Below are 25,577 nucleotides of genomic sequence, written 5' to 3' on the forward strand. Positions count from 1 at the left end.
CGGCAGGCAATGTCGGTACCCATGATGCATATCCTGACAATGCGCATGTGCTGCCAGCACGACGGCGCTCATGACTATGCCGGCTCCCCACAGCAATCGTTCATATCGGAGGAGCGCTTGGTGCGTCAGTGTTTAAGGGCGACCGGCAATGAGCCTGACGGGCCTGAATGCCACTCGCGGCTATCGACTTGTTCGGCTTAGGGACGGATATGCCTTAGTATTTGACGGGCGGAAAACCTTAGCCCGATCAAAACACAGCGAGAATCTTCTTCATGAGCGAAGCCCAGACAACATCGACCGACCCACGCATCAGAAAAGCGCTTGCCTACCTGTCATCCATGCTTGTACCTGGCGAGACGCTGGAATGCTTCTCGGTTCAGCGACGTCTATTTGCGCTAACGCATCGTCGTTCGTTGGTAGCGGCAACTAGCGGCCGCTTGATCGGAATAGATCGCGGATTAATCGGCGGATATTTGCCTGTCGACGTTCGATGGCAGGACATAAAGACCGCGCATATCAAGGCCGGGATCTTTGGGAGCGATCTGACCATAACAGCGCTTACCCAGCCCGACTTGGCAGGCGGCGGCAGAGTTCGCTCACTAGCGTTTACCGGGCTGCGAAAAGAAGAGGCTCAAGCGGTATATCGGGTTTGTCAGGCGCAAGAGCAGTCGTGGCGGGAAAAGCGCCGACTGCGTGAACTCGAGGAACTACGTGCAAAATCCGGCGGCTTCCAAGGCACTTTTGGTGGGACCAACGCGCCCAACTCAGGCACGAGCAACCCTAACGATCTGACCTCGCGGCTGCAGCGAGCAAAAGAAATGCTCGACAAGGGGCTTATCAGCGATTCCGAGTACGAAACGGTGAAGGCGCGGGTGATCAGCGAATTGTGATTCAGTCGGGTTGGATCCGCTTCGCCCCGAACGCCAATCAGGTGGTTGCGTAACATCGAGATACGGTTTCAACTTCGGATGCAAGCAACAATGTTTTTTTTGACCATCGACCAACGCCCTTAGAATCAAAGCTTTTGCGAACATCGGATTTCTGATCAATCTCACGCAACCTTAAAAGGAATTCAACATGGCTAGAGTCGACTCTGCTTTGCGAATGGCGCTGAAAACCTTGATGATGTTAAGTCTCGCAGCGGTCACGCATGCCGCGCTCGCGCAAAGCAGTCCCGTCAAGATTGGCTTCGCCGGCCCGCTCACCGGTCCATCCGCCAGCTATGGCAAGGATCTGGAGATGGGCGCGGATTTGGCAATCGACGAGGTCAACGCCGCCAATATCATGATCGGTGGCAAGCCGTTGCAGCTCACACTCGATTCCCAGGACGACGGGGCCGATCCGAAGTTGGCAGTGCAAACTGCCCAACGGCTGGTCGATTCGAACGTAGCTGCCGTCGTCGGGCACTTCAACTCCGGCAGTACGTTGGCGGCCTCTGCGGTCTACGACCGAGGCGGGGTCGTGCAGATTGTTCCGGCTTCGTCCAATCCAAAGATCACCCACCAAGGCTTCAAACTGCTGTTTCGTCCCTACGGCACGGATAACACCGTCGCCACAGCGGCCGCGCAGCAAGCGACGATCCTTCATGCCAAGCGGATCGCCATCATCGATGATCGCACCGCGTACGGCGCGGGTCTGGCTGACGAGTTCGAAGCCGCAGTGAAAGCCCAGGGCGGTCAGGTCATAGCCCGCGAATTCACCTCGGACCAAGCCACCGATTTCAAGGCGATCCTGACTCACATCGTTGGTGAGCAAGCGGATCTTGTGTTTGTCTCGTGCCTCGGTGGGGAAGGCGCGTTGATAGTCAAGCAAGCCCGTCAGTTGGGTTACAAAGGGGCACTCATGGCTGGGGCGACGTTTGCCAACAAGAATTTCATCACCCGCGCCGGCGACGCCGCTGAAGGAATGTACGCTTTCGAGCAAGGGGCGATACTGGACGAACTCCCGCAAGGCAAGACGTTTCGCACAAACTTCCATGCTAAGTACGGGGCCGATCCCATCGGCTTTGCTCCCTTTGCGTACAACGACATCTGGGTACTTGTGAATGCCATGAAGGCGGCCAACTCGACCGACCCGAAGGCGTTCGCCCCCGCCATCCCCAAGCTTTCCTTTGAGGGCGTATTCGGCACGATTGAGTTCAACGAGTTCGGCGATTTGAAGAATCCGAAAACCACGCTGTTCAAGGTTGAGAAAGGCACCTGGGTGCCCGTGAAAACGTTCAGCGGCTAAACCGCCACGCTGGGCTCGCCGGGGAACATTCCCCGGCGCAAGCTGCACCGGTTCGCTCCATTTGAATTTGATACGCGTACGCCATGAATACCACCCTGCAGCACCCGCAAGAAACGCCCAGACGCAAGTGGCAGTTCTGGATCGATCGCGGCGGCACCTTCACCGATATCGTAGCGAAACGGCCCGATGGCACGATTTCGACACACAAGCTTTTGTCGGAAAATCCCGAACATTATAAAGACGCCGCAGTCGCGGGCATTCGTCACGTGCTGGGTCTAAAACCGGGCGAGCCGTTTTCTGCAGAGCGGGTCGAATGCGTGAAAATGGGAACCACAGTCGCCACCAATGCGCTGCTGGAGCGCAAAGGCGAACCTACCTTGCTGGTGACCACCAAGGGCTTTCGCGACGCCCTGCGCATTGCCTATCAAAACCGGCCACGCCTATTCGATCGGCGTATTACTTTGCCGGAGCTGCTGTATTCCTTGGTGATCGAAGCTGACGAGAGGGTGAGCGCGGCCGGCGAAGTGATTGTGGCGCTCGACGAAGAGGCGCTGCGCACGTCCATGGAGGCCGCTTACGCTAGCGGCCTGCGCAGTGTCGCGATTGTTTTCATGCACGGCTACCGTTTCAGCGAACACGAGCTGGCGGCAAAGCGGATTGCGCAAGACTGCGGATTTACGCAGATCAGCACTTCGCACGAGACCAGCCCGATGATGAAGTTCGTCAGCCGCGGCGACACGACCGTGGTGGACGCTTATCTGTCGCCTATCCTGCGCCGATACGTCGAGCAGATTGCCAGCGAATTACCCGGCGTGAAGCTGTTCTTCATGCAGTCGTCCGGTGGCTTGGCCGACGCGCATGCGTTCCAGGGCAAGGATGCGATCCTGTCGGGCCCCGCCGGCGGAATCGTCGGCATGGCGCGCACCGCGGCGTTGGCAGATTTTGACAAGGTGATCGGCTTTGACATGGGCGGTACATCGACCGATGTATCTCATTTCGCCGGCGAGTTCGAACGCGAGTTTGAGACGCAGGTGGCCGGAGTGCGCATGCGTGCGCCGATGCTGAGCATTCATACGGTAGCGGCTGGCGGCGGTTCTATTCTCGAGTTCGATGGCGCGCGCTTCCGAGTGGGGCCGCAGAGCGCCGGGGCCAACCCGGGCCCCGCGAGCTATCGTCGCGGCGGTCCGCTCACGGTGACGGACGCGAATGTCGTTGTGGGCAAGGTTCAGCCCGATTATTTCCCCAAGGTTTTCGGTCCGGCGGCCGACGAAGCGCTTAGCTATCAAGCGGCAGATCAGAAATTCAAAGAATTGGCGGCGAAGGTCGGCCGTAGCGTCGAGCAGGTCGCCGAAGGGTTTATCGACATCGCCGTCCAGCAGATGGCTAACGCCATCAAGAAGATTTCCGTCGCGCGTGGCTATGACGTGACCCGTTACACCTTGCAGTGTTTTGGCGGAGCCGGCGGCCAACACGCGTGCCTGGTGGCAGATGCATTGGGGATGAGCCGTGTCTTTGTGCACCCCTTGGCCGGCGTTCTTTCGGCTTATGGCATGGGTCTCGCGGACCAGAACGTGATCCGCGAGCAAGCCGTTGAACTTCGGCTTTCGAACGAATCGCTATCAGCGATTGAAGAGGCCCTCGATTCAATCGCGCAGGCAGCGCACACGGCATTGATTCGTCAGCAGGTCGGCGAAGGGCCCGTCAAGACGCACCGCCGCGTGCATGTTCGTTACGAGGGCAGCGACTCAGCGCTGATCGTCGCGTTCGGCGATTTGAGCGAAATCACGCAGCGTTTCGAAGCAGCCTATCGCCAACGGTTCTCGTTCCTGATGTCGGGCAAACCGCTGATCGTCGAGGCGGTGTCGGTGGAGGCCGTGCTCGCTGGTGACGCACCCATCGAGCCACGGTTCGCGGCGCATGAGCGGCGTGAGGTACCGCGCCGCGATACGGTGCGTATGTATGCGGCGGGCGCATGGCGCGATGCGGCACTGGTCGTGCGCGAGGATCTGCGTCCAGGCGACGTGCTTGCCGGGCCGGCGATCATTGCCGAGCAGAACGCAACAACCGTTGTAGAACCGGGCTGGGAGGCCGAGGTAACAACGCTCGATCACATTGTGCTCGAGCGCCGCGAATCGCGCGAGATGCGCTTCGCGGCCGGCACGACCGTGGACCCGGTGCTTTTGGAGGTCTTCAATAATCTTTTTATGAACATCGCGGAGCAGATGGGCTTGCAGCTCCAGAACACGGCTTACTCGGTGAACATCAAGGAGCGCCTGGACTTCAGCTGTGCGCTATTTGACGCCGATGGCAACCTGATCGCCAATGCGCCCCACATGCCTGTCCACCTTGGGTCGATGGGCGAGAGCGTAAAGACCGTGGTCAATGCGAACAGGCGCACCATGCAGCCGGGAGACGTCTTCGCACTCAACGATCCCTATCACGGCGGAACGCATCTGCCCGACATTACGGTCATCACTCCCGTGTACTTCGACCTTCCGCAAGGTGGGGCGGCTGGGGATCCTTCTGCCAGCACGGGGAATGCGGGATCGGCGATATCCAGGAAGCCGCTCTTTTACGTCGGCTCGCGCGGCCATCATGCCGATATCGGCGGCACGACGCCGGGCTCCATGCCCCCGTTCTCGACCCGCATCGAAGAGGAGGGCGTGCAGATCAACAATTTCAAACTAGTCGAGCAAGGACGCCTGCGAGAGCAAGAAATGGTGGCGCTGCTGCAAAGTGGAGAATATCCGAGCCGCAATCCCCAGCAGAATATGGCCGACCTCAATGCGCAAATTGCCGCCAACGAAAAAGGGGCTCAGGAACTGCGCAAAATGGTGGCGCAGTTTGGCCTCGATGTCGTGTACGCCTACATGAATCACGTGCAGGACAATGCAGAGGAGTCGGTGCGACGTGTCATCACGCGATTGAAAAACGGGTCGTTCGCACTGCCGCTGGATAACGGTGCTCAGATCAGCGTCGCAATTCGTGTGGATGCGCAGGCGCGCAGCGCGGAGATTGATTTCACCGGTACCTCAGCGCAGCAGACGAATAACTTCAATGCCCCGACGGCAGTTTGCATGGCTGCGGTGCTTTACGTGTTCCGGACTTTGGTGAAAGATGACATCCCGCTGAACGCAGGTTGCCTGAAACCGCTGAAGGTCATCATTCCGGCGAACTCCATGCTTAACCCAAATCCGCCGGCCTCCGTGGTGGCGGGCAATGTCGAGACATCGACATGCATCACGAATGCCTTGTATGGGGCACTGGGTGTCATGGCAGCGAGTCAATGTACTGTCAATAATTTCACGTTCGGTAACGCGAGGTACCAGTATTACGAAACCATATCGGGCGGCAGCGGTGCAGGTATGGAGACCAATGCGGCGGGTCAACCTGAGGGGTTTGATGGGACGTCGGTCGTGCAAACGCACATGACAAATTCTCGCCTGACAGATCCCGAGGTGCTTGAATTTCGTTTCCCGGTACGTCTCGAGAGCTATGAAATCAGGCCCGATTCGGGGGGCGATGGACGTTGGCGCGGAGGAAACGGCGGTATCCGGAAAATCCGGTTTTTGGAGAAAATGACCGCGGGCATCCTTTCAAATGGGCGTCACTATGGCGCTTTCGGTATGGCCGGCGGTCAGCCCGGTGCGCTAGGCATTAACCGTGTGATACGCGTCGATGGCAGCATCGTGGAGCTCGACCATATTGGCGAGGCCGAGATGGAACCGGGGGATGTGTTTGAAATCATCACCCCGGGCGGGGGTGGCTACGGTTACGCTTCGTAAACAATTTTACTCATCGAGTTCGATTTACTCACCATCGAGACGGATCGGTTCTACAGATGAAAATTAACGTGCAGCCGTGCGTGAGCCATTTGCTTAGTAACCGGCCGATACAAATCCACTAGAACGAAGTGAGAACCGGATCTCTCCAATCTTCTTTGGAGAGAAATGATGCTTAAGGCTTTCTCAGCGATAGTTCTAGCCGCGGCTCTTGCCGGCTGTGTCGCCGTCCCCGCTGGGGGATATGGCTACGCGCCATCGGCATACGGTTATGGCCCTTACAACGACACCTACGCCCCTTATGGATATGCGCCGGGCTACGGCTACTATGGCGCCCCGGCGGTGGGAATCGGCTTCGGATTTGGCGGCGGCGGATACTATCACCACAACTGGGACGGTCACGGCGGCCGCGGCGGATGGGGTGGTCGCGGCGGCTGGAACGGCACGCGGGCCGGAGGCGGCGGTCATGCAGGCTGGAATGGCGGCGGTGCGCACGGAGGTGGCGGCACGGGCGGTGGCGGCGGTCACGGTGGTCGATGAAAAAGTCCCCGGCTGAAGTACGCCGGGGAAAATCGCTGCCTTGCACACGAGGGAGTGCAAACCAAACGGTATGTCATGTGCAGCGGCTTTTCATTACACGAAGATAACCGATCGTTACAAATTCTGGTCGTGAGTTTCGGCCGCGCGTTTCAATCACGAGTTTCGATCATGTAACGCCCGGTAAAGAAGTCGTGACAAAGCATGCGTCACAAGAAGATAAACTGCCTCGAGATCATCAGGCCAGTGGCTAGCGAGGTAAGCAACATCCGCGATGCCAGCCTCCATGAATATTCGAGGAAACCGATTCAGTGCATAGATATCCAGCAATCCAAAGAAACGGCGGACTCGCGCGCAGACTAGTCGCAAGCATTGCAATCGTCTTGCCGTTGTTTTTGGGCGCGAAGGCTACCTTTGCCCAATCCAGTTCCCCTGTCACGAGCAGCGTGCTATTGCCCAATACGGGCAACAGCACGATCGACAGCAACTGGCAGTTCATGACGCGCCCTCCGGCGCCGCCGACGCCCGCGAGCGCCCCAGCACAAGCGCAAGGGCAGCATCGAGGTGGACATCGCTCCCGCATGGGAGGGGCATCTCCGGGCAGCACCGATGACGAGGCAGCTAACCCGCCGCTGCCGCCGTTGCCTGCGCCGCCGAGCCCGCCGCCACAATAGTTCGACCACCGAGAAAGCAGCGAGTCTTGACAGTGGGGCGGAGCGCCGCGATTGTCCGCCGCTCAATGCTTGGCCAGGCTCCATCTTCGACTCAATCCCGGGTCATCCGCTGACCACGCGATGTAGCCGGACCGGCCGCGGAGGATGTTGCATTTGTTGGATGCGCAGCAATGCTTCCTGCAACTGCCAGCGAGCCGAATTTAGCCTGAGGTGCTGCGGGCTACGGGGCGGAAGTTCTTTGAGTACGGCGAGTACAGCAGTTTCGACGCCTGCCAGAAGTTGCTCGATGGTGTCGGTTTCGTTCATCACTAGCTCCCCAAAGGTTTGCATTCCATCGCGCCTATCGATGCTGATCCGGCCCAGCACATCACCCGTCTCGCGTTGTTCATCTCGCGTCACTCGTCTTGCATTACTCATCCATATCGCGCTGCTCGACATGCCACAAATCGCCCACGTTACGGATACGCACAAAACCGCAGAGCAGCACGCAGAGCACGAAAACGGCGATTACGAAGGCAATCAACGCAGTGTCGGAGATGGGAATTTGCGTTGCGTTCATGTGACACCTCCGCAGTGGGGAGCGCGGCGTCTCGACGGTATTGCCGCGATCTAGAGCCGGAATCGCTGCAGGGGTGCGGTCGTGATGGCTGCATGTAGCCTGCGAAGGCATCCCGATCTGGCTCGGTGACTGCCCCGCGAAGTAGGACTCATGCATCGACCCTACGCTTCACGTGGATTCAATGACGGTGCGGTGGCGCGCACAACGCGAGGGCTTTTGGCGCCTTATGTTGGATGCAACCACAGTCGATGTGGCGCTTCATCGACGCGCAACTATTCTTGGCGGACGAGGGCGAATTTCCGGCCGATTCGGAAGGATAATCAGCGCGCAGTGCACCTCGAGAGGCAATGTGACGCGGTGTGATCCGGGAAAGCCACGGGAGACCGAGGAAAAGGACTACTTAGCAATTCAGAGTGAGCGACCAATTTGCCGAACGGCAAATTCGGACAAAATCAAGCGACATGGCACGGGTGTTGCCGACGGCATGATTTTATGATGTGGCGCCGCGTCGTTGCGGCCGGTTCGGCATCAAACTCACAATCGCTTCGCGCACCTGCCTTGGCCGCACAATACCGAGCAATTCGGCCGCCGCATCGATGACTCGATTCGCATCGAGCATGAGCAGGCAATCGCTCCAACTACCGATATGCGCTTCGCATCCTTCCAGCTTGCAAGGTACGCAAGCGCCGGTACCCTGCAGCAGGTAAACGTGGCCATGCCGACCCGAGCCCACGAGGGGCCACGGGCTGGTCGGCGCGGCCCAACCTTTGGGCCAGGGAGCCCAGCGCACCGGGTTCGATGGGCCGAACAGCGCGATCGTCGGTGTGCCGGTTGCCGCCGCGATGTGGGTAACGCTGGTATCGGGACCGACAAATAGTTGCGCGCGGCGGATCGTTTCCGCGGTTTCGCCTAGCGAGAGCTGCCCTGCCAGATTGATCGTGACGCCTCGCGGGCGCGTTTGGGTACGTGCCTGCGCATTCGCATTCTCGTTTGTCCGCGCGTCTGCCGCTGTATTTGCCGCTGCATTTGCCTCAATACGCTGTGCATAAGCCACTTCGGCTTCAGCCGGCCCGCCCGTCAGAACGACCGCGTAGCCCTGTGCGTGGAGCCAGTCGATCAGCGCGAGCCAGCCCTCGTCATGCCACATTTTGTAGGTGTACATCGGGTAGGGGTGCAAGACGGCAATCGGTTTGCCCTCGGCTGCCGCCAGACGCCGGTCAAGTCCGACGACGGCCTGCACCTCGGAACCCATGCCCGGTGCGACGACTTCCGGGCACGGTGCGATGCCCAGCAGCGGCGCGAGCGACAGCGCGCTTTGCACGGTGTGCCAACCGGCAGGATTGTCGACCGAGAGCCGATTGAACATCAGCCGCTTGAACCAGCTTTTACCGGCTGGCTCGACGATGCCGATGCGCTTGCGTCCGGCGAACCAGCAATAGAACGCAGCGCGATCCGAAGTCATCGCCGCGCATGCCAGATCGTAACTGCGCCAGATCCTGCGCGCGTCGGCGAAGCGCTCGCGCAAGCGGGCGCGCTGCGCCACCAGGATTACCCGCCGCACGTCCGGATTGTTTTCCAATACGCCGCCGGTGCCCTGGAACACCAGCATGTCGATTTGCGCATCGGGCCAGCGGCTTTTCAGCGAACGGACAAACGGCGTGACCAGTAGCACGTCGCCAATGCGGCGAGTGCAGATCACGAGGATTGTACGGGGCGAGCGGGATGAGGGAAAAAGCGCGGCCATAGGTTCAGTGCGAGTTTCAGTGGCAAGTGTCGGCGACGTCGCCGATGTTGGGGCAGTCAAGGAATCGTCGTGGCAGCATCATAACCGCGCGCGGCGCAGCGGCGGGGGTTTTGTCACGACCGGGCAGGGCATCGGAGTATCATTGCGGCCTGTCATTGTGGAGTCAACTCATGTCGTCCGTACCGAATCGCCCCAATTTTGTTCACCAGGCGTTTGCCGTCGATATCGATGGCCGGGCCGTACCGATAGACGCCGATACCCTGCTGATTCGCCTGGCCAACGGCGAATACATCGAAATTCCGCTCGACTCGTTCGATGCCGGCGACCTGCTGGTGTATGGCGGCAGGATGCCCAACGATCACGTGTCCGACGAAGAGATGATGGCCGCCACACGCCGCTTGGTGATTTCACCGGGTGCGTCGAATTTGGTTGCCCTAAGCGCCGTCGCGGTTGAGCCTATGTCCGATAGTGGCGGCGAAGATACGCTCGATTGATTTTGATGCCTGCGGCCTGGACGATTTAAGAATAGTATTGATTAGACGTTTAAATAGTTTAGCGACCCAACTAGCGATCTAACTCAGCTTGGTAACTTACTGAGGTAGCCGAATTTGACCGCGGACGCCTCGACGGCCAACTCAAGCGGGTAGATCGGCAGGAAGGTTAAACAGAGGAAGCTTTTGCCGCAAGGCAAGGTTGAGTGGCCGTTGAGGTCGTGTCATTGGCACGGCCACAGAACGCCAGCGGGGAACGAGATGGATCCAGAAGTCAAAAGAGTATTGTCGCAGGCTGAAGCCTGCGCACGCGCGCCCGGCGTTGCGCCCGGCGAATTTGCGAGTTTATACGCGATGTGCCTGGGCATTATCATGGGCGCCAGTGCGGCCGGCGGCATGTCGGAACACGACGCGCAAGAGGCGCGAGCACGGCTGATCACGCTCGACCTCATCTACCAGATGACGCGCCACACCTTGTCCGATCTTTCCCTCAGCGGCGGCACGCCGGGCCTATAACCCCGGCAGGGTCCGCTCGCTTGGGGCACTGATAACAGATTGAGCCGTCGATATAGCGGTGCTTTGGCCATCTGTTTCCGCGTTTATAGGGCCGACTCTGAGATACGCTTGCGATACTAAAATTCGCACGCCCATCTCGCCTTCATGCCCAGCTTGCCCGTTCTCGACACCCAATTCACCTCCCACGTCAGCGACGCGCCGTTTATCGGCCTGTCCGCTCTCTTGCGCAAAGCCTTTACCGGTGGGGACGTGACCGAGTTCGGCGCGGGCCTGATCGACCGATCGGGCCAACAGGGCGACCTGTACGCGCTGCTCGAATTGTCGAATGTGCTGCAAGTGCATTTCCAGCGCGAAGCCGGCTTGGCGGTGCAAGCCGAGGCGCTCAAGGCTCAGCGGCTTTACCGGATTGCCCAAGCGCAACACGCGGATGCACTGCGCCTGCTCGTGTTCAAGGGGGCCGGTGACTTGATGAGCAACACGCCTTTCGAGTGTCTGCTCGACGACTACGACTTGACCATCGACGTGCTCTACGTCGAGCCCGGCATGCCGTTGCCCGCAGTGCTGCCCGATCACGATGTGCTCTTAATTGCCGTGGGTGAGTCGGATGCGAATCGGATCTTGCTGACCGAGTTGGCCGAGGTGCTCGCGCAATGGCCGCGCCCGGTATTGAATCAGCCGGCCAGGATCGCGCGTTTGTCGCGCAACATAGCCTGCGCGACGCTCGGCGGCGCGCCGGGCGTGACCATGCCCGATACCGCCCGCATCAGTCGGACCGCGCTCGAGCAGCTTGCCGCCGGCGCGTTGCTGCCTGCCGAATTGCTGGCCGGCAGCGCGTTCCCGTTGATCGTCAGGCCGGTCGGCTCGCATGCCGGCAGCGGCTTGGTCAGAATCGCGCAAGCCGGAGAGTTGCTGTCTTACTTGCAGGAACGCGGTGAGGCCGAATTCTTTATCGCCCCCTTCATCGACTATGCAAGCGCCGATGGCCTGTTTCGTAAATTCAGGCTGGTGCTCATCGATGGTCAAGCGCACGTTTGCCACATGGGAATTTCCCAACATTGGATGGTGCATTACCCCTATGAGGAAATGATTGCCCATGCGTCGCGCCGTGCCGAGGAGGCGGCGTTGATGGCGACCTTCGAAGACGATTTTGCAAAGCGCCACGCCGGCGCGCTAGCGGCGATACAAGGCGGTATCGGACTCGACTACTGGGGCCTCGATTGCGCCGAGACGCCGGATGGGCAACTGCTGATTTTTGAAGTGGCGAGCGCGATGGTGATTCATGCGATGGATCGCGTCGACATGTTTCCGTACAAGGCGCCGCATATGAAGACTGTGTTCGCAGCGTTTTATCGATTACTCGAACGCACCGCTCGCGGCGCGGCTTTACCAGCTTCGGCAACTTCGCACGCGGCTCGATAAGCGCGATTCCGGGTAGACAACTACGCACCATGCAGGCAAACATGCACGCAAATACACTCAATTTTTCCGGCGGTCCGGGCGCGCTACCGCAATCGGTGCTGGAGCAGACCCAGCAAGCGATCATCGAATTGCCGCAGACCGGCTTGTCGGTGCTGGGGATGAGTCACCGATCCGCATGGTTCAGCGAGATTCTGGCGGAAGCGGAGCAGAACCTGCGCACCTTGCTGAACGTGCCCGAACGCTACAGCGTGGTGTTCTTGCAAGGCGGCAGCAGCCTGCAATTCTCGATGATACCGATGAATTTCGCGGCCGGTTCGCAAGCGCCGGCGGAATTCGTGACGTCCGGTTACTGGAGCCGTAAAGCCGTGCAGGAGGCCGCGACGGTGACCCGCACGCATACCGTGTGGGACGGCGAGAGCCACGGTTATCGCGACCTGCCGGCGCTGGGCGAGTTGCCGCGCTCGGAGCAAGCGCCGTTCTTCCATTACGTCACCAATGAAACCGTGGAAGGGCTGCAGTTCAAGGATCGTCCGGCGGCGATCGGCGTTCCGGTGATTGCGGATATGTCTTCGGATTTCCTGTCGCGCCCGGTCGCCGTGGGGGACTACGCGATGATCTACGCTCATGCACAAAAGAATCTCGGCCCCGCCGGCGTAACGGTTGGATTGATCGACCGTGCCATGCTGAAACGGATTCCGGCCGGCCTGCCGGCGATGCTCGATTACCGTACGCATATCGAGCACCGTTCGAACTACAACACGCCGCCGGTGTTTTCGATTTACGTGCTCACGCTGGTCAGCCGCTGGATCATGAATGAGATCGGCGGCGTGGAGGCGATGCAACGGATTAATTCGAACAAGGCGGCGACCCTCTATGGCGCATTGGATGCGCTGCACGAAGTGATCGACGTGCATGCGACACGCCGTGCGCGCTCGCAGATGAATGTCGCTTTCAAGTTCCGCGATCCCGATCTGAACCGGGCTTGTTTGCAAGCAGCCACGGCGGCGGGGTTTTCCGGGCTGGAGGGACATCGCTCGTTGGGCGGTTTGCGCGCGTCCTTGTATAACGCGGTGAGCGAACCCGCGGTGGTCGAGTTAGCCCGCTTTCTGACTGCGTTTGCCCGCGAGCACGCTTGAGTTGAACGCTCATTTTTGATTGCCCGACGATGGCTTGTGACGGCTGATTACGAGACGGCCGTTACGACATAAACCCTTACATTTTGTCGCAGTCTTTCACGGTCGGTACGCGTCTAATTGCTCCATGTCATTGAACGGAGCAAATCTCATGCGCATTCTTATAGCGGGACTGGTCGTGGTACTCGGCGGCTGCGTGGCGTATCCCGCTGCCCCCGGTTATTACTACGGTGGCCCGGTTTACTATGCGCCAACGCCGGTCGTAGTCGCTCCGATATTTGGCGGCTTCTACTATCACTCCCATCGCTAACTTCCGCGGCCCCACGCCGTGCGGAGGCGTTTATGCGATTAGCGATGAGTGTTGCGTCGCAGCAACGTTCATTGGTTCTCTTTTCGCAACAATCCATTGTCTGAACGGATCTTTCTCATTTTATCGCTGGGCGCTAAAATTCAATCATCGTAAATTTCCGATTGTATTTGGCAATCAGAGCGCTCAAAGGAGAGCATCATGAAACGCAATTCATTGGCTGGCTGGTTGGTCCTCAGTTTATTGCCCTTGCTCGCGTTTACGCTGCTTTCGCTGATGAACGGACACCGCGCGGTGAATCCGTCCCCCGTTAACGCCGATCAGGTCAGTGCGGAACTGGCACGCAGCGTGGCGTACGGCTTGGTTGATCAGGATGATGTCAGTGAACAGCGGCGTGGGGCGGCCCCTTCGGCCACGTCTCACGTGCGGTCGGTTGGCCAGACTTATCACGGCTTCAGTCTGTAAACGGTTCTCAGCGATTGCCGCCCGACGGGGCTCGGTAATCGAATCCAGGTATGCAGGCGCCGGTTCACGGCGCCGTTTTTTTTATAGCACGGCCCCAGAGCACCCCCCAAAGCACGGGTCCACATCGACAGCACTCACGTAGAGCGCCTGCCCGCGGTTGCTATTTCTTCCAGCCTTCCTTGCCGCTTACCAAGCCGGCGTCGGTAAGCGACAAACGAGCGATCGCCGACCAATCCAAATCGTCATAGCCCTGCGCCCGGGCGCTCAGAAACCGGTCTCGCACCACGCTGGCGAACGGCATCGGCACCTGATGCGTTTCCGCCGACTGCAATACCAGTCGGTTGTCTTTCTGCCCCAGCGGCAACGCAAATCCCACTGGCACGAACGTTTGTTTGGCAATGATCGTGCCGTAAGTTTTGTACAGGGGCGCCGAAAAGATCGAATTGGTCAGGAAATCCATCATCGCTTCCGGCGCAATTCCGCCTTTTTGAGCGAGCGCCGTGCTTTCTCCCAGCGACTCCAGCACCGAAGAAATCATGAAATTGGCAATCAATTTCAGCAAATGTCCTTGCGCGGGCGTTTCACCCACGACGGTAATGCGCTGGCCGATTTTCTCGAGCACCGGGCGCACGCGCTCGATCGCCGCGCTGGGTCCGGCTACCGCCACGAACAGCTTTCCGGCAGCCGCCGCGTCCGGGCGACCCAGCACGGGGGCTGCAACAAAATATTGTCCGGCTTCCTGATGCGCCAGGGTCAGCCGCGCCGACAGTGCTTCGCTGATGGTGCTCATGGCGATATGGATGGCACCTTTGGCCAAGCCGGCCAAGATGCCTTGTTCGCCGAACACCACGGCTTCGGTGGCGGCGTCGTCCGAGAGCATGGTAATCACCACGTCGGCATCGCGAGCCGCCTCGAGTGCGCTTGCTGCGGTCTTGGCGCCAGCCGCAACCAGAGTTGCGGCGCGTTGCGGCGAACGGTTATAGACCGTGACGGGGAAGCCTGCCGCAAGGATGTTCTTAGCGATGCCGGCGCCCATCGCGCCGAGTCCGATGACGCTGATGCGAAGGTCATTTGCCATGTCGAGTCCCATTGTGTGAGATGTGCGAAATAAAAACGAAGAACAAATTGTACGTTGCCCCTGTATTGGTCGCTGTATTGCGACCCGATCGGTTCGCGATGGGCTTGCTGTTGGTGGGGTAACGATGACCACGAGCGACACGAACGACCACGTGCACGAGCCGCGCTCTGCAAGCAAAGCCAAGCGTCGGTATCATGCAGCCTGGTCGGTGCGAGGTATGGCCGACGTGCTGACAGCCACATGCCTTTAGCTTCCTGGAAAACCGCTACTCGAATGAAACAGCTAGCCGTGTGCTTTGTGTGTCTCGGCAATATTTGTCGTTCGCCGATCGCTGAGGCGATCATGCTCGAGCAGGTGCGCCGCGCGGGTTTGAGCGCCGCGATCGACGTCGATTCGGCGGGCACCGGCGATTGGCATGTCGGCGATCCGCCCGATCCGCGGGCAATCAAAGCGGCTGCGCGACGCGGCTACGATCTGACGGCGCTCTTGGCGCGCCAATTTGAAGACAGTGATTTCGCACGTTTTGATTTGATCCTGGCGATGGATCATCAAAACCTGGCCGACCTGCGCAAGCGCTGTCCGCCGCAACACGCCGACAAGGTGAGGATGCTGATGGGCTTCGGCGCCGCGGGAGCGGTGCAGGCTGTCCCCGATCCCTATTTCGGCGGCGTGGACGGCTTTGAAACGACGTTGGACCTGTGCGAGCAGGCTTGCACAGGTCTTATGACAGCCTTGCGCGAGCGTCTGGACGAGGCTTCGTAGCCGAATAAAAAATCAGGGATGGAGCGGCCAGAATTGCGCGAAAGGCCGTCGCATAAGGCTGGGGAGCGCGCAGAAGATGCGTTGGAGTGAGCAAAATCGCGGCCAATAGTACTTGACTAATTTCGTAGGACTTTTATACTTGACGGAAATCCTCGGGAATTAAGTTTATGCTGTCGGCTGGACGCTTTACAGCAGCTCTTAAAGCCCGATCCGAGCATCAGACCCGTATTTAACTCAGGTGTGTTATCCCTGCGAACTCATTATGAGACTCACCACGAAAGGCCGATTTGCAGTCACCGCGATGATCGATCTCGCGTTGCGCCAGGATCACGGTCCGGTGACGTTGGCCGGCATCAGCCAGCGTCAGCATATCTCGCTGTCGTATCTGGAACAATTGTTCGGCAAGCTGCGTCGTCACGAGATTGTCGAGAGCGTGCGCGGCCCGGGCGGCGGATATAACCTCGCGCGCCGTTCAGAAGAAGTGACGGTGGCCGACATCATTATTGCTGTCGACGAACCGCTGGACGCGACTCAATGCGGCGGCAAGGGCACTTGCGAAGGCGCCAAGCAGCCCGATGGTCACTGCATGACGCACGAGCTGTGGTCTACGTTGAATCAAAAAATGGTGGACTATCTCGACTCCGTCACACTGCGCGACCTGGTCGACCAGCAGCGCGCCAAGGAACGGCAGACGACGGTAGTCAGGCGTGCCGACACGAGCGAGGCGACCCGTCTGGTGCCGGCAGGGCCGAATTCGGTTTTTAATATGGCGCGCTCCTGAGCACGCGGTGCCCTGGCGTTCGCACAGGCAGGGCCAGTTAATTGGATTGACCCCGTGATCGACCTCGGTAGTCGACCTCGGAAATCAGCATCGTTATTCGAAGAATTTTGGAGCAAGTATGAAAAATGATTCCCTGCATCTGCCCATCTATATGGATTACAGCGCGACGACGCCGGTTGATCCGCGCGTGGTCGACAAGATGATTCCGTATTTGCGCGAGCAGTTCGGCAACCCCGCGTCGCGCAGCCACTCGTATGGCTGGGATGCGGAGCGCGCGGTCGAGCAGGCACGCGAAGACGTCGCGGCGTTGGTTCATTGCGATTCGCGCGAGATCGTGTGGACCTCGGGTGCTACCGAATCGAACAACTTGGCGCTCAAGGGCGCGGCCAATTTTTATCAGAGCAAGGGCAAGCACATCATTACGGTCAAGACCGAGCACAAGGCCGTGCTCGATACCTGCCGGGAACTGGAGCGCGTCGGTTTCGAAGTGACTTACCTCGATGTATTGGAAAACGGCCTGCTGGATCTGGAAGTGTTGAAGGCGGCGATCCGCCCCGATACCACGCTGATTTCGGTCATGATGGTCAATAACGAAACGGGCGTGATCCAGGATGTCGCCGCGATCGGCGAGATCTGCCGTGCCAAGGGCATTATTTTCCACGTCGATGCGGCGCAAGCCACAGGCAAAGTTGAAATCGATCTCGGCACACTCAAGGTCGATCTGATGTCGTTTTCGGCGCACAAGACGTATGGCCCGAAAGGCATCGGCGCGTTGTACGTGCGCCGCAAGCCGCGGGTGCGCATCGAAGCGCAGATTCATGGCGGTGGACACGAGCGCGGCATGCGTTCGGGCACGCTGGCCACTCACCAGATCGTCGGTATGGGCGAGGCGTTCCGTCTGGCGCGCGAAGAAATGGCGGGCGAAAACGAACGCGTGCGTGTACTGCGCGATCGCTTGTTGGCCGGTTTGTCGCAGATGGAAGAGGTTTATGTGAATGGCGACATGGAGCATCGCGTGCCGCACAACCTGAACCTGAGTTTCAATTTCGTCGAAGGCGAATCGCTGATCATGGCCGTCAAGGATGTGGCCGTGTCGTCGGGGTCCGCGTGTACCTCGGCTTCGTTGGAACCTTCGTACGTGTTGCGTGCGCTGGGCCGCAACGACGAACTGGCGCATAGCTCGATTCGATTTACCGTCGGGCGTTTCACCACCGAACAAGACGTCGATTACGTGATCAATCTGCTCAAGAGCAAGATCGACAAGCTGCGCGATTTGTCGCCGCTGTGGGAAATGTACAAAGAGGGGATCGACATCAATTCGATCCAGTGGGCTGCTCACTGACCCAAAGCCGGATTGCAACCCGAGTTGCAATCTGAATGGCAAACCGCGGCCTGGCCCGCAGTCGCAAAGAACACGTACCGATTTTTGGAGTTAATCATGGCATATAGCGAAAAACTTTTGGACCATTACGAGAACCCGCGCAACGTCGGTTCGTTCAGCAAGGACGACGACGCAGTGGGGACCGGCATGGTGGGGGCTCCGGCTTGCGGCGACGTGATGAAGCTGCAGATTCGTGTCGGCGCAGACGGCCTGATCGAAGACGCTAAGTTCAAGACCTACGGTTGCGGCTCGGCGATCGCTTCCAGCTCGCTAGTCACCGAATGGGTGAAAGGCAAATCGCTGGATGAGGCGCTGTCGATCAAGAATACCCAGATCGCGGAAGAACTGGCGCTGCCGCCGGTCAAGATTCATTGCTCGATTCTTGCGGAAGACGCGATCAAGGCAGCCGTTGCCGACTACAAAAAGCGCCACGGCGTGGTGCTGGCAGAGCAAACCAAGGCAGCCTGAGTGCGATGGCCGCGCGCCCCTCGGTGATCGTCAACGATAGTCAGTGGCGCGCAGCAGGGTCTTATTGCAGAGGTCTATCACGGTCGCAAGTAGTGGCGGCTAATGGGTGGGCCAGTCGTATCGAAAGGAGTGGGCGCTTAGCGGGCGTCCGACAGGATTTATGGCAATTACACTGACGGAAAAAGCGGCAAAGCACGTGCAGAAGTTTCTGACCCGGCGCGGCAAGGGCGTCGGGCTGCGGCTAGGCGTGCGTACCACGGGCTGCTCGGGGTTGGCCTATAAGCTCGAGTATGTGGATGAGCTGGCTGCGGAGGACAGCATCTTCGAAAGCCACGGCGTCAAAGTGATCGTCGATCCGAAAAGCCTGTCGTACATCGACGGCACGGAGCTCGATTTTGCGCGCGAGGGTTTGAACGAAGGATTCAAATTCAATAACCCGAACGTCAAGGACGAGTGCGGCTGCGGCGAGTCGTTCCGGGTCTAAGTCGGCGGCAAGACAGGTTCGCAGCAGGCGGCATAGCCGCCTGTTTGTTTATAGCAGCATCATTTTATTGTGTTACCCCATGGTCACGCTTAACCAAAACCACTTCGAGCTTTTCAATCTGCCGTCCCAATTCGCGCTCGACGCGAAAGCGCTCGATGAATCGTATCGGGCGGTGCAAGCCGAGGTGCATCCGGATCGTTTCGCCGCGGCCGGCAGCGCGCAAAAACGCGTTGCCATGCAGTGGGCCACGCGCGTGAACGAGGCCTATCGCACATTGAAAAATCCCTTGGCGCGAGCCAGCTACGTGCTGCATTTGCGTGGCATCGATGTAGGCGCCGAAGACAACACGGCAATGGAGTCGGCGTTTTTGATGCAGCAGATCGAATGGCGCGAGCAAATCGAGGACGCAGCCCACGCACGCAACGCCGCCGAGCTGGAGCGGCTGCTCGACGCATTGCGCGCCGAACGGCAAGTTCGGCTGACCAAGCTGGGCGCGTCGCTCGATAGCCACGCCGACCAACCTGCCGCCGAAGCCGTACGGCAACTGATGTTTATCGAGCGACTGGAAAGCGAAGTCGACACCCAGTTGGAACGACTGGAAAGTGCCTGAGACCAGCGCTTGCACCCGTTCAGCACCGCTCGATTTCAGCACCCGTTGTTCCAGCGTGTTGTTCCAGATAACCAACCGATCTTGACGCGAATAAGCGTTACGTCAATACAAGCGATTCCGACAGATGGCCTTATTGCAAATTTCCGAGCCGGGCATGGCGCCCGCGCCCCATCAGCGCAAGCTCGCGGTGGGGATCGACCTCGGCACCACCAATTCCCTGGTTGCATCGGTGCGCAACAGTCTTCCTGAAGTGCTGCCCGACGAAGAGGGGCACGTGCTGTTGCCGTCCGTGGTGCGTTATCTGGCTGGCGGTGGCCGCAAGATCGGCCGGCTGGCCAAGGCCCAGGCGGCGCTCGATCCGCGCAATACGATCGTTTCGGTCAAGCGTTTCATGGGGCGCGGCGTAGCCGACGTTGCGGGCATAGCCAATGCCCCCTACGAATTTGTCGACGCGCCGGGCATGCTGCAGATCAAGACGGCAGACGGCGTGAAGAGCCCCGTCGAAGTCTCCGCTGAAATTTTGGCGACGCTGCGCCAGCGCGCTGAAGATACGCTGGGCGACGAATTGGTGGGCGCGGTCATTACGGTGCCGGCCTATTTCGACGACGCGCAACGCCAGGCGACCAAGGATGCGGCGCGGCTTGCCGGCCTGAACGTATTGCGCCTGCTCAACGAGCCCACTGCAGCGGCAATCGCGTACGGGTTGGACAGCGGCGCCGAAGGCATTTATGCCGTGTATGACCTGGGTGGGGGCACCTTCGATGTGTCCATCCTGCAACTCACGCGCGGCGTCTTCGAAGTGCTGGCGACCGGCGGCGACTCGGCGCTGGGCGGCGACGACTTCGATCAGGCCTTGTACGAGCATGTGGTTGCACACGCAGGCCTGGAAGCACTTTCAGCCGAGGACGTACGCGAACTGCTGGACCGCGTGCGTGACGCCAAGGAAATTCTTTCAAGCCAGAACACCACGACCGTAGCGGCAAAGCTCGCCAGTGGCCAACAGGTCGAAGTGAAGATCTGCGAAGCGCAATTTACCGAGCTGACCGCGGCGCTGGTGCAACGCACCCTGAATGCCACCCGGAAATCGTTGCGCGACGCCAAGCTGGCGGTGGCCGAAATCAAGGGTGTGGTGCTGGTCGGTGGGGCAACGCGCATGCCGACGGTGCGCCGCGCGGTGCAGAGCTTTTTCAACCAGCCGCCGCTGGCCGACATCGATCCCGATCAGGTGGTGGCTTTGGGCGCCGCGATTCAAGCCGATTTGCTAGCCGGCAACCGCCGCGGCGCGGACGACGGCAGCGACGATTGGCTGCTGCTGGACGTGATTCCGTTGTCGCTGGGCGTCGAGACGATGGGCGGACTGGTCGAAAAAATCATTCCGCGCAATTCGACGATACCGGTGGCCCGTGCGCAAGAATTCACCACCTTCAAGGATGGCCAGACCGCGATGGCGATTCAAGTCGTGCAGGGTGAGCGCGAGCTGGCGACCGACTGTCGTTCGCTGGCGCGTTTCGAGCTGCGCGGTATTCCGCCGATGACTGCGGGCGCCGCACGCATCCGTGTGACCTATCAGGTCGACGCCGACGGTTTGCTATCGGTGTCGGCGCGAGAAACGCACTCCGGTGTGGAGGCCTCGGTGGTGGTCAAGCCGTCGTATGGCCTGGCCGACGATCAGGTGGCGCAAATGCTGCAGGACAGTTTCAGCAGCGCCGATCTCGACATGCGCGCACGCGCGTTGCGTGAGCAGCAAGTCGAGGCGCAGCGCCTGATCGAGGCGACCGAGGCGGCTTTGCAGGTCGATAGCGAACTGCTCGACGCGGCAGAACGCGCCGATATCGACCAAGCGCTGACGAGCCTGCGCAAGCTGGCTGGCGGTGAAGACGCGGACGTCATCGAAGCCGGGATCAAGATGCTGGGTGCCGAAACCGATGAATTTGCGGCACGCCGTATGAACAAGGGCATTCGCCGCGCGTTGACCGGACGCAAGCTCGACGAGATCTGATAGAGATCGCTCCCGGCGTTGCGATATGATTAAAAATGGGACGGCGCTTAACCATCAATGCGCAACAGTGCGTAATAGCGCATAAAAGTACGCCGCCCCGATATTTTTGGACCCCAATTCTCATGCCACAGATTGTTGTTTTGCCCCATGTTGAACTGTGCCCGGACGGCGCCGTGTTGGAAGTCGAAGCCGGTAAAAGCGTCTGCGATGCGCTACTTGAGAATGGCATCGAAATCGAGCATGCTTGTGAAAAATCGTGTGCTTGCACAACCTGTCACGTTGTTGTGCGCGAGGGTTTTGAAGCATTGACCGATGCCGAGGATGACGAGGAAGATCTGCTCGATATGGCATGGGGGCTGGAACCGACTTCGCGCCTGTCGTGCCAGATGCGTGTGCCGGTCGATTCGGACCTGGTCATCGAAATTCCGAAGTACACGATCAACCATGCGAAGGAAGCTCACTGAGGAGGACTGCCATGAAATGGATAGACACCACCGAGATTGCAATGGCGTTGACGGACAAGTTTCCCGACCTCGATCCACAAACGGTGCGGTTCACCGATTTGCATCGGTGGATCTGCGAACTCGACGGTTTTGACGACGATCCCAATCGATCGAACGAGAAAATTCTCGAGTCTATTCAGGCAGCCTGGATCGAAGACTCCGACTACTGAGTTCACGACCTCCCTGACGACCCTGCTGATGCGTGTGCGCTGGCAGGGTTTATTTTTGCGCTATCGCTTTAGGCGTGCATCCGATTCTCGCGCGGTGCGTGCATACCCATCATGAGACTAGACACCAGTCTGCCGGAACTCTATCTGATCACGCCATCCCCAACGCAGACTGACGATGGGGTATCGGTATTTCTGGCGCAGCTCGATGGGGCGCTCCAAGCGGGAGTGCGCCTTATGCAACTGCGCGCGCCGGAACTCGATCGCGCAGCCTACACGCGGTTATTTGCTCAGGCGCAGGCGCATTGCCGCCGATACGACGCCACATTGCTGGCTAACACCACGGCGGAACATGCACAAATTCTCGATGCTGCCGGCGTGCATCTCAATAGCGCACGCTTGATGGCATGTCGAGCTCGCCCGCTCGGCGCACGGTATCTCGTATCGGCCGCCTGTCACGATCTTTCCCAATTGCTTCATGCCGGGCAAATTGGCGTCGATTTCGTGACGCTCTCACCTGTGCAAGCGACGCTCACCCATCCCGAAGCACGACCGCTGGGCTGGCAGGCATTTGCAGAGCTGGTCGGCCAGGCATCGGTGCCGGTATTCGCACTGGGCGGAATGCGTCGCGAGGATCTCGCGCGCGTCAAGCAAGCGGGCGGGCACGGGATTGCCGCGATCAACAGCCTGTGGAATCGGTAGTGTTGGATAGTCGATACCCACGATCGGCCGGCGACGTGTCGGTGCGGAAGGCCACTTTTCGCAATCAGATCAAGATCGGGCGCTATTTTTTTGACGAGCTGCTGGCGAATATGACAACCTGATACGGCCACACCGTCGATAATTCGGTGCGTTTGATCAGGAGATTGTATGAAAGCGACTCTACTCATCTCGGCGCTCGTATTGAGCTTGACCCTGTCCAGTACGGCATCGGCTCGCAGCGAGGTTTGCAAGCAGACCAGCGAAAAGGACATTGCGGGATTATTCGACCGGTGGAACGCCTCGTTGCAAACGGGGGATCCGAGCAAGGTCGTGGCGAACTACGCACCCCGATCGATACTACTGCCGACCATATCCAATACGCCGCGGCTGACGGCGCAGGAGAAGTTGGATTACTTCGTGGACTTCCTGAAGAAAAAGCCTGTCGGCTCGATCGACATGCGGATGATCGAAATCGATTGCAACAGCGCTTTCGATGCCGGCTTGTACACGTTCAAGCTGGGCGACGGCAGCACAGTCAAGGCGCGCTACACATTTACCTACAAATGGGAGGGCGGGAAGTGGCTGATCACCAGTCACCAGTCCTCTGCCATGCCGGAAAAAGAGTGAAGGGTGTTTCGGGCGGAGCACACGCGCGAGAAATGGCAGGAAATTGACAGACCCGCGCCTGTGCTCAACTCGAAACTTTGGCGCTCAAATTCTCGCGCACCCGCTGCAACAGGGTGATCAAATCCGCCTGCTCTTTTTCGGACAGTCCGGCGAGCGCTTCGTCGCGCACCGAATTGCCCACTGCCAGCGCATCTTCGAGCGCGTCATCGGCCTTTTGCGTCAACGCCAGCCGATGAGCCCGCCGATCCGCCGGGTCAGGGTGGCGGACGATCCAGCCGCCTTCGGCCATGCGATCCAGCAGGCGGCCCAGCGCTATCGGCGTAATTTCCAGCAGATCGGCCAGCTTGGCCTGATTGATCCCGTCGTGCAGCGACAAGAACGCCAGCACTCGGCATTGCGCGCGAGTGAGGCTCAAGACTTTATCGGCATGCTGGTCGAATAGCTTGCCGACCAGACGTCCCACATCCGTTACCAGAAAGCCGAAGCGCGTCTCATCGAATTGTTTCATGGCAGCAGGATATAAGCGTGTTTATTGCTTTTCGTGAGCATACACCCTGAATTACGCATTAGTCTTCACGGCGCAGGTGCGGAAACAGAATCACGTCGCGGATGCTGGGGCTGTCGGTGAGCAGCATGACCAAGCGGTCGATGCCGATGCCGCAACCGCCTGCGGGCGGCATGCCATGTTCGAGCGCACGGATGTAATCGGCGTCGTAGTACATGGCTTCCTCGTCGCCGGCGTCCTTCTGGTCCACCTGCTTCTTGAAGCGTGCCGCCTGATCTTCGGCGTCGTTGAGCTCGGAGAAGCCGTTGGCGATTTCGCGGCCGGTCATGAACAGTTCGAAACGCTCGGTGATGCCCGGTCGCGTGTCCGATTCCCGCGCGAGCGGCGAGACTTCGATCGGGTAGTCGATGATGTAGGTCGGTTCCCACAGTTGCGACTCTGCGGTCTCTTCAAACAGTGCGAGTTGCAGCGAGCCGACGCCGGCATTGAGGAAAGCCGCGTCGCTGGTATTGACGCCGAAGCCTTTGAGCGCTGCGTGCAGGAACGTCGCGTCGGCCAACTGAGCATCGGTATATTGCGGCGCGTATTTCTGGATCGCCTGGGTGATGGTCAGGCGGTGGAACGGTTTGCTCAGGTCCAGCTCGCGGCCCTGGTATTGGAGCGTCGCGGTACCGCACACGTCAAGCGCCGCTCGGCGGATGAGCTGCTCGACGAAATCCATCAGCCAGTGGTAATCGGTATAGGCCGCGTAAAACTCCATCATCGTGAATTCAGGGTTATGGCGCGGCGAAACCCCTTCGTTGCGGAAGTTGCGGTTGATTTCGAATACGCGTTCGAACCCGCCCACCACCAGGCGCTTCAAATACAGCTCGGGTGCGATACGCAGAAACATCTGCATATCGAGCGCATTGTGGTGGGTGGCGAACGGTTTGGCCGTGGCGCCGCCTGGAATCGGGTGCAGCATCGGCGTTTCCACTTCGAGGAACTGCGCGTCCGACATGAAATTGCGCACCGATGAAACGGCTTTGTTGCGGGAGATAAACGTCGCGCGGGTTTCCGGCGTGACGATCAGGTCGACATAACGCTGGCGATAGCGTATTTCCTGGTCCGCCAAGCCGTGGAACTTGTCCGGCAGCGGGCGCAGCGCTTTGGTCAGCAGGCGCAGCGTCGTGCAGCGCACCGATAATTCGCCTTTATTGGTGCGAAACAGCACGCCGGTGGCCGCGACGATATCGCCGAGGTCCCATTTTTTAAACGCGTCGTACACCTGCGCATCGACATCGGCCGGGGTGATGAAGAACTGGATCTGACCGCTGCCGTCCTGGATCGTCGCAAAGCTCGCCTTGCCCATGACGCGCTTGAGCATCATGCGGCCAGCGATCGACACGGGCGGCGCCAGCGCTTCGAGCTGTTCCTTGTCGGTATCGGCGTACTCGCGCTGCAAGTCGGCGGCGTGATGCGTCGGCCGGAAATCGTTCGGAAACGCCGGTCCCAGCTCGCGCAATGCTTTCAGTTTCTCGCGCCGTTCGGCGAGAATCTGATTGGTGTCGACGGGTTCTGCAGCTGAGGGCGTGGCGGTTTGTTCGGTCATGGTCTTCGGTGTGCGAGGCGTGTGGCGTCGGGGCGTGAGGGCGTCCGGGGCATTGGGTTATTC

General features: G+C 59.4%; 27 protein-coding genes. 21 read left to right on the forward strand and 6 right to left on the reverse strand.

Annotated elements, in window-relative coordinates; translation table 11 throughout:
* Positions 1–272 precede the first annotated feature (272 nt).
* From GSQ77_RS10075 to GSQ77_RS10090, 4 genes are all read left to right on the forward strand, one after another.
* On the forward strand, positions 273–890 hold the full coding sequence (locus GSQ77_RS10075) for an SHOCT domain-containing protein (protein ID WP_158901594.1): 618 nt from the start codon (positions 273–275) through the stop codon (positions 888–890).
* Positions 891–1,077: 187 nt separating this feature from the next.
* Positions 1,078–2,229: a branched-chain amino acid ABC transporter substrate-binding protein gene (locus GSQ77_RS10080; RefSeq protein ID WP_254067539.1), complete on the forward strand. Its 1,152-nt coding sequence runs from the start codon at positions 1,078–1,080 to the stop codon at positions 2,227–2,229.
* Between the two features lie 83 nt (positions 2,230–2,312).
* Positions 2,313–6,014, forward strand: coding sequence for a hydantoinase B/oxoprolinase family protein (locus GSQ77_RS10085; RefSeq protein WP_158901596.1), 3,702 nt, complete (start codon positions 2,313–2,315; stop codon positions 6,012–6,014).
* Between the two features lie 165 nt (positions 6,015–6,179).
* Entirely contained in the window at positions 6,180–6,551 is a 372-nt protein-coding gene (locus GSQ77_RS10090) for a hypothetical protein (protein WP_158901598.1), read from the forward strand.
* Between the two features lie 773 nt (positions 6,552–7,324).
* Here GSQ77_RS10090 and GSQ77_RS10095 read toward each other — a convergent pair.
* From GSQ77_RS10095 to GSQ77_RS10105, 3 genes are all read right to left on the reverse strand, one after another.
* Positions 7,325–7,528, reverse strand: coding sequence for a hypothetical protein (locus GSQ77_RS10095; RefSeq protein WP_158901600.1), 204 nt, complete (start codon positions 7,526–7,528; stop codon positions 7,325–7,327).
* 103 nt (positions 7,529–7,631) lie between these two features.
* On the reverse strand, positions 7,632–7,781 hold the full coding sequence (locus GSQ77_RS10100; protein ID WP_158901601.1) for a hypothetical protein: 150 nt from the start codon (positions 7,779–7,781) through the stop codon (positions 7,632–7,634).
* A gap of 490 nt (positions 7,782–8,271) precedes the next feature.
* On the reverse strand, positions 8,272–9,525 hold the full coding sequence (locus GSQ77_RS10105; protein WP_158901603.1) for a glycosyltransferase family 9 protein: 1,254 nt from the start codon (positions 9,523–9,525) through the stop codon (positions 8,272–8,274).
* A 170-nt stretch (positions 9,526–9,695) separates the two neighbouring features.
* Between GSQ77_RS10105 and GSQ77_RS10110 the strand changes: the two genes are divergently transcribed.
* From GSQ77_RS10110 to GSQ77_RS10135, 6 genes are all read left to right on the forward strand, one after another.
* Positions 9,696–10,019, forward strand: a complete 324-nt coding sequence (locus GSQ77_RS10110) for a hypothetical protein (protein WP_158901605.1) — start codon at positions 9,696–9,698, stop codon at positions 10,017–10,019.
* A 258-nt stretch (positions 10,020–10,277) separates the two neighbouring features.
* Positions 10,278–10,532 carry a hypothetical protein gene (locus GSQ77_RS10115; RefSeq protein WP_158901607.1) on the forward strand — a complete coding sequence of 85 codons (255 nt, stop codon included), beginning with the start codon at positions 10,278–10,280 and terminating at the stop codon, positions 10,530–10,532.
* A 144-nt stretch (positions 10,533–10,676) separates the two neighbouring features.
* On the forward strand, positions 10,677–11,951 hold the full coding sequence (locus tag GSQ77_RS10120; RefSeq protein WP_158901609.1) for a RimK family alpha-L-glutamate ligase: 1,275 nt from the start codon (positions 10,677–10,679) through the stop codon (positions 11,949–11,951).
* 41 nt (positions 11,952–11,992) lie between these two features.
* Entirely contained in the window at positions 11,993–13,087 is a 1,095-nt protein-coding gene (locus GSQ77_RS10125; RefSeq protein WP_158901611.1) for a phosphoserine transaminase, read from the forward strand.
* 148 nt (positions 13,088–13,235) lie between these two features.
* A complete protein-coding gene (locus GSQ77_RS10130; RefSeq protein WP_254067540.1) occupies positions 13,236–13,394 on the forward strand; it encodes a hypothetical protein in 159 nt (52 codons plus the stop codon).
* Between the two features lie 198 nt (positions 13,395–13,592).
* Positions 13,593–13,856, forward strand: coding sequence for a hypothetical protein (locus tag GSQ77_RS10135; protein WP_158901615.1), 264 nt, complete (start codon positions 13,593–13,595; stop codon positions 13,854–13,856).
* A 160-nt stretch (positions 13,857–14,016) separates the two neighbouring features.
* Here GSQ77_RS10135 and GSQ77_RS10140 read toward each other — a convergent pair whose 3' ends face one another.
* Positions 14,017–14,934 (reverse strand): NAD(P)-dependent oxidoreductase, encoded by a 918-nt coding sequence (locus GSQ77_RS10140; protein WP_158901617.1) that lies wholly within the window; start codon positions 14,932–14,934, stop codon positions 14,017–14,019.
* A gap of 273 nt (positions 14,935–15,207) precedes the next feature.
* Between GSQ77_RS10140 and GSQ77_RS10145 the strand changes: the two genes are divergently transcribed.
* From GSQ77_RS10145 to GSQ77_RS10195, 11 genes are all read left to right on the forward strand, one after another.
* Positions 15,208–15,696, forward strand: a complete 489-nt coding sequence (locus GSQ77_RS10145; protein WP_158901619.1) for a low molecular weight protein-tyrosine-phosphatase — start codon at positions 15,208–15,210, stop codon at positions 15,694–15,696.
* A 262-nt stretch (positions 15,697–15,958) separates the two neighbouring features.
* Positions 15,959–16,477, forward strand: coding sequence for a Fe-S cluster assembly transcriptional regulator IscR (iscR, locus tag GSQ77_RS10150; RefSeq protein ID WP_158901622.1), 519 nt, complete (start codon positions 15,959–15,961; stop codon positions 16,475–16,477).
* Positions 16,478–16,595: 118 nt separating this feature from the next.
* Entirely contained in the window at positions 16,596–17,819 is a 1,224-nt protein-coding gene (locus GSQ77_RS10155) for an IscS subfamily cysteine desulfurase (protein WP_158901623.1), read from the forward strand.
* Between the two features lie 96 nt (positions 17,820–17,915).
* Positions 17,916–18,326 (forward strand): Fe-S cluster assembly scaffold IscU, encoded by a 411-nt coding sequence (gene iscU, locus GSQ77_RS10160; RefSeq protein WP_158901625.1) that lies wholly within the window; start codon positions 17,916–17,918, stop codon positions 18,324–18,326.
* Positions 18,327–18,486: 160 nt separating this feature from the next.
* Entirely contained in the window at positions 18,487–18,810 is a 324-nt protein-coding gene (gene iscA / locus GSQ77_RS10165) for an iron-sulfur cluster assembly protein IscA (protein WP_158901627.1), read from the forward strand.
* A gap of 79 nt (positions 18,811–18,889) precedes the next feature.
* Entirely contained in the window at positions 18,890–19,420 is a 531-nt protein-coding gene (gene hscB, locus GSQ77_RS10170) for a Fe-S protein assembly co-chaperone HscB (RefSeq protein WP_158901629.1), read from the forward strand.
* A gap of 124 nt (positions 19,421–19,544) precedes the next feature.
* Positions 19,545–21,419, forward strand: a complete 1,875-nt coding sequence (gene hscA, locus GSQ77_RS10175; protein ID WP_158901631.1) for a Fe-S protein assembly chaperone HscA — start codon at positions 19,545–19,547, stop codon at positions 21,417–21,419.
* Positions 21,420–21,541: 122 nt separating this feature from the next.
* Complete coding sequence (gene fdx / locus GSQ77_RS10180) at positions 21,542–21,883, forward strand: ISC system 2Fe-2S type ferredoxin (RefSeq protein WP_158901634.1); 342 nt, start codon at positions 21,542–21,544, stop codon at positions 21,881–21,883.
* An 11-nt stretch (positions 21,884–21,894) separates the two neighbouring features.
* Complete coding sequence (gene iscX, locus GSQ77_RS10185) at positions 21,895–22,092, forward strand: Fe-S cluster assembly protein IscX (RefSeq protein ID WP_158901636.1); 198 nt, start codon at positions 21,895–21,897, stop codon at positions 22,090–22,092.
* Positions 22,093–22,203: 111 nt separating this feature from the next.
* On the forward strand, positions 22,204–22,791 hold the full coding sequence (locus GSQ77_RS10190) for a thiamine phosphate synthase (protein ID WP_158901638.1): 588 nt from the start codon (positions 22,204–22,206) through the stop codon (positions 22,789–22,791).
* A 168-nt stretch (positions 22,792–22,959) separates the two neighbouring features.
* Positions 22,960–23,418, forward strand: a complete 459-nt coding sequence (locus GSQ77_RS10195) for a DUF4440 domain-containing protein (RefSeq protein WP_158901640.1) — start codon at positions 22,960–22,962, stop codon at positions 23,416–23,418.
* 64 nt (positions 23,419–23,482) lie between these two features.
* Here GSQ77_RS10195 and GSQ77_RS10200 read toward each other — a convergent pair whose 3' ends face one another.
* Together GSQ77_RS10200 and lysS are read right to left on the reverse strand one after the other, a co-directional pair.
* Complete coding sequence (locus GSQ77_RS10200) at positions 23,483–23,926, reverse strand: MarR family winged helix-turn-helix transcriptional regulator (protein WP_158901642.1); 444 nt, start codon at positions 23,924–23,926, stop codon at positions 23,483–23,485.
* A gap of 58 nt (positions 23,927–23,984) precedes the next feature.
* Entirely contained in the window at positions 23,985–25,514 is a 1,530-nt protein-coding gene (lysS, locus tag GSQ77_RS10205) for a lysine--tRNA ligase (RefSeq protein ID WP_158901646.1), read from the reverse strand.
* Between the last annotated feature and the right edge of the window lie 63 nt (positions 25,515–25,577).

Source organism: Burkholderia sp. L27(2015), assembly GCF_009765705.1.
GTDB lineage: Bacteria > Pseudomonadota > Gammaproteobacteria > Burkholderiales > Burkholderiaceae > LMUX01.

Excerpts from the sequence above, each read along its gene's own strand:
- GSQ77_RS10075 (WP_158901594.1), top strand. The coding sequence starts at position 273 with ATGAGCGAAGCCCAGACAACATCGACCGACCCACGCATCAGAAAAGCG.
- GSQ77_RS10080 (WP_254067539.1), top strand. The coding sequence starts at position 1,078 with ATGGCTAGAGTCGACTCTGCTTTGCGAATGGCGCTGAAAACCTTGATG.
- GSQ77_RS10085 (WP_158901596.1), top strand. The coding sequence starts at position 2,313 with ATGAATACCACCCTGCAGCACCCGCAAGAAACGCCCAGACGCAAGTGG.
- GSQ77_RS10090 (WP_158901598.1), top strand. The coding sequence starts at position 6,180 with ATGATGCTTAAGGCTTTCTCAGCGATAGTTCTAGCCGCGGCTCTTGCC.
- GSQ77_RS10095 (WP_158901600.1), bottom strand. The coding sequence starts at position 7,528 with ATGAACGAAACCGACACCATCGAGCAACTTCTGGCAGGCGTCGAAACT.
- GSQ77_RS10100 (WP_158901601.1), bottom strand. The coding sequence starts at position 7,781 with ATGAACGCAACGCAAATTCCCATCTCCGACACTGCGTTGATTGCCTTC.
- GSQ77_RS10105 (WP_158901603.1), bottom strand. The coding sequence starts at position 9,525 with ATGGCCGCGCTTTTTCCCTCATCCCGCTCGCCCCGTACAATCCTCGTG.
- GSQ77_RS10110 (WP_158901605.1), top strand. The coding sequence starts at position 9,696 with ATGTCGTCCGTACCGAATCGCCCCAATTTTGTTCACCAGGCGTTTGCC.
- GSQ77_RS10115 (WP_158901607.1), top strand. The coding sequence starts at position 10,278 with ATGGATCCAGAAGTCAAAAGAGTATTGTCGCAGGCTGAAGCCTGCGCA.
- GSQ77_RS10120 (WP_158901609.1), top strand. The coding sequence starts at position 10,677 with ATGCCCAGCTTGCCCGTTCTCGACACCCAATTCACCTCCCACGTCAGC.
- GSQ77_RS10125 (WP_158901611.1), top strand. The coding sequence starts at position 11,993 with ATGCACGCAAATACACTCAATTTTTCCGGCGGTCCGGGCGCGCTACCG.
- GSQ77_RS10130 (WP_254067540.1), top strand. The coding sequence starts at position 13,236 with ATGCGCATTCTTATAGCGGGACTGGTCGTGGTACTCGGCGGCTGCGTG.
- GSQ77_RS10135 (WP_158901615.1), top strand. The coding sequence starts at position 13,593 with ATGAAACGCAATTCATTGGCTGGCTGGTTGGTCCTCAGTTTATTGCCC.
- GSQ77_RS10140 (WP_158901617.1), bottom strand. The coding sequence starts at position 14,934 with ATGGCAAATGACCTTCGCATCAGCGTCATCGGACTCGGCGCGATGGGC.
- GSQ77_RS10145 (WP_158901619.1), top strand. The coding sequence starts at position 15,208 with ATGAAACAGCTAGCCGTGTGCTTTGTGTGTCTCGGCAATATTTGTCGT.
- iscR (WP_158901622.1), top strand. The coding sequence starts at position 15,959 with ATGAGACTCACCACGAAAGGCCGATTTGCAGTCACCGCGATGATCGAT.
- GSQ77_RS10155 (WP_158901623.1), top strand. The coding sequence starts at position 16,596 with ATGAAAAATGATTCCCTGCATCTGCCCATCTATATGGATTACAGCGCG.
- iscU (WP_158901625.1), top strand. The coding sequence starts at position 17,916 with ATGGCATATAGCGAAAAACTTTTGGACCATTACGAGAACCCGCGCAAC.
- iscA (WP_158901627.1), top strand. The coding sequence starts at position 18,487 with ATGGCAATTACACTGACGGAAAAAGCGGCAAAGCACGTGCAGAAGTTT.
- hscB (WP_158901629.1), top strand. The coding sequence starts at position 18,890 with ATGGTCACGCTTAACCAAAACCACTTCGAGCTTTTCAATCTGCCGTCC.
- hscA (WP_158901631.1), top strand. The coding sequence starts at position 19,545 with ATGGCCTTATTGCAAATTTCCGAGCCGGGCATGGCGCCCGCGCCCCAT.
- fdx (WP_158901634.1), top strand. The coding sequence starts at position 21,542 with ATGCCACAGATTGTTGTTTTGCCCCATGTTGAACTGTGCCCGGACGGC.
- iscX (WP_158901636.1), top strand. The coding sequence starts at position 21,895 with ATGAAATGGATAGACACCACCGAGATTGCAATGGCGTTGACGGACAAG.
- GSQ77_RS10190 (WP_158901638.1), top strand. The coding sequence starts at position 22,204 with ATGAGACTAGACACCAGTCTGCCGGAACTCTATCTGATCACGCCATCC.
- GSQ77_RS10195 (WP_158901640.1), top strand. The coding sequence starts at position 22,960 with ATGAAAGCGACTCTACTCATCTCGGCGCTCGTATTGAGCTTGACCCTG.
- GSQ77_RS10200 (WP_158901642.1), bottom strand. The coding sequence starts at position 23,926 with ATGAAACAATTCGATGAGACGCGCTTCGGCTTTCTGGTAACGGATGTG.
- lysS (WP_158901646.1), bottom strand. The coding sequence starts at position 25,514 with ATGACCGAACAAACCGCCACGCCCTCAGCTGCAGAACCCGTCGACACC.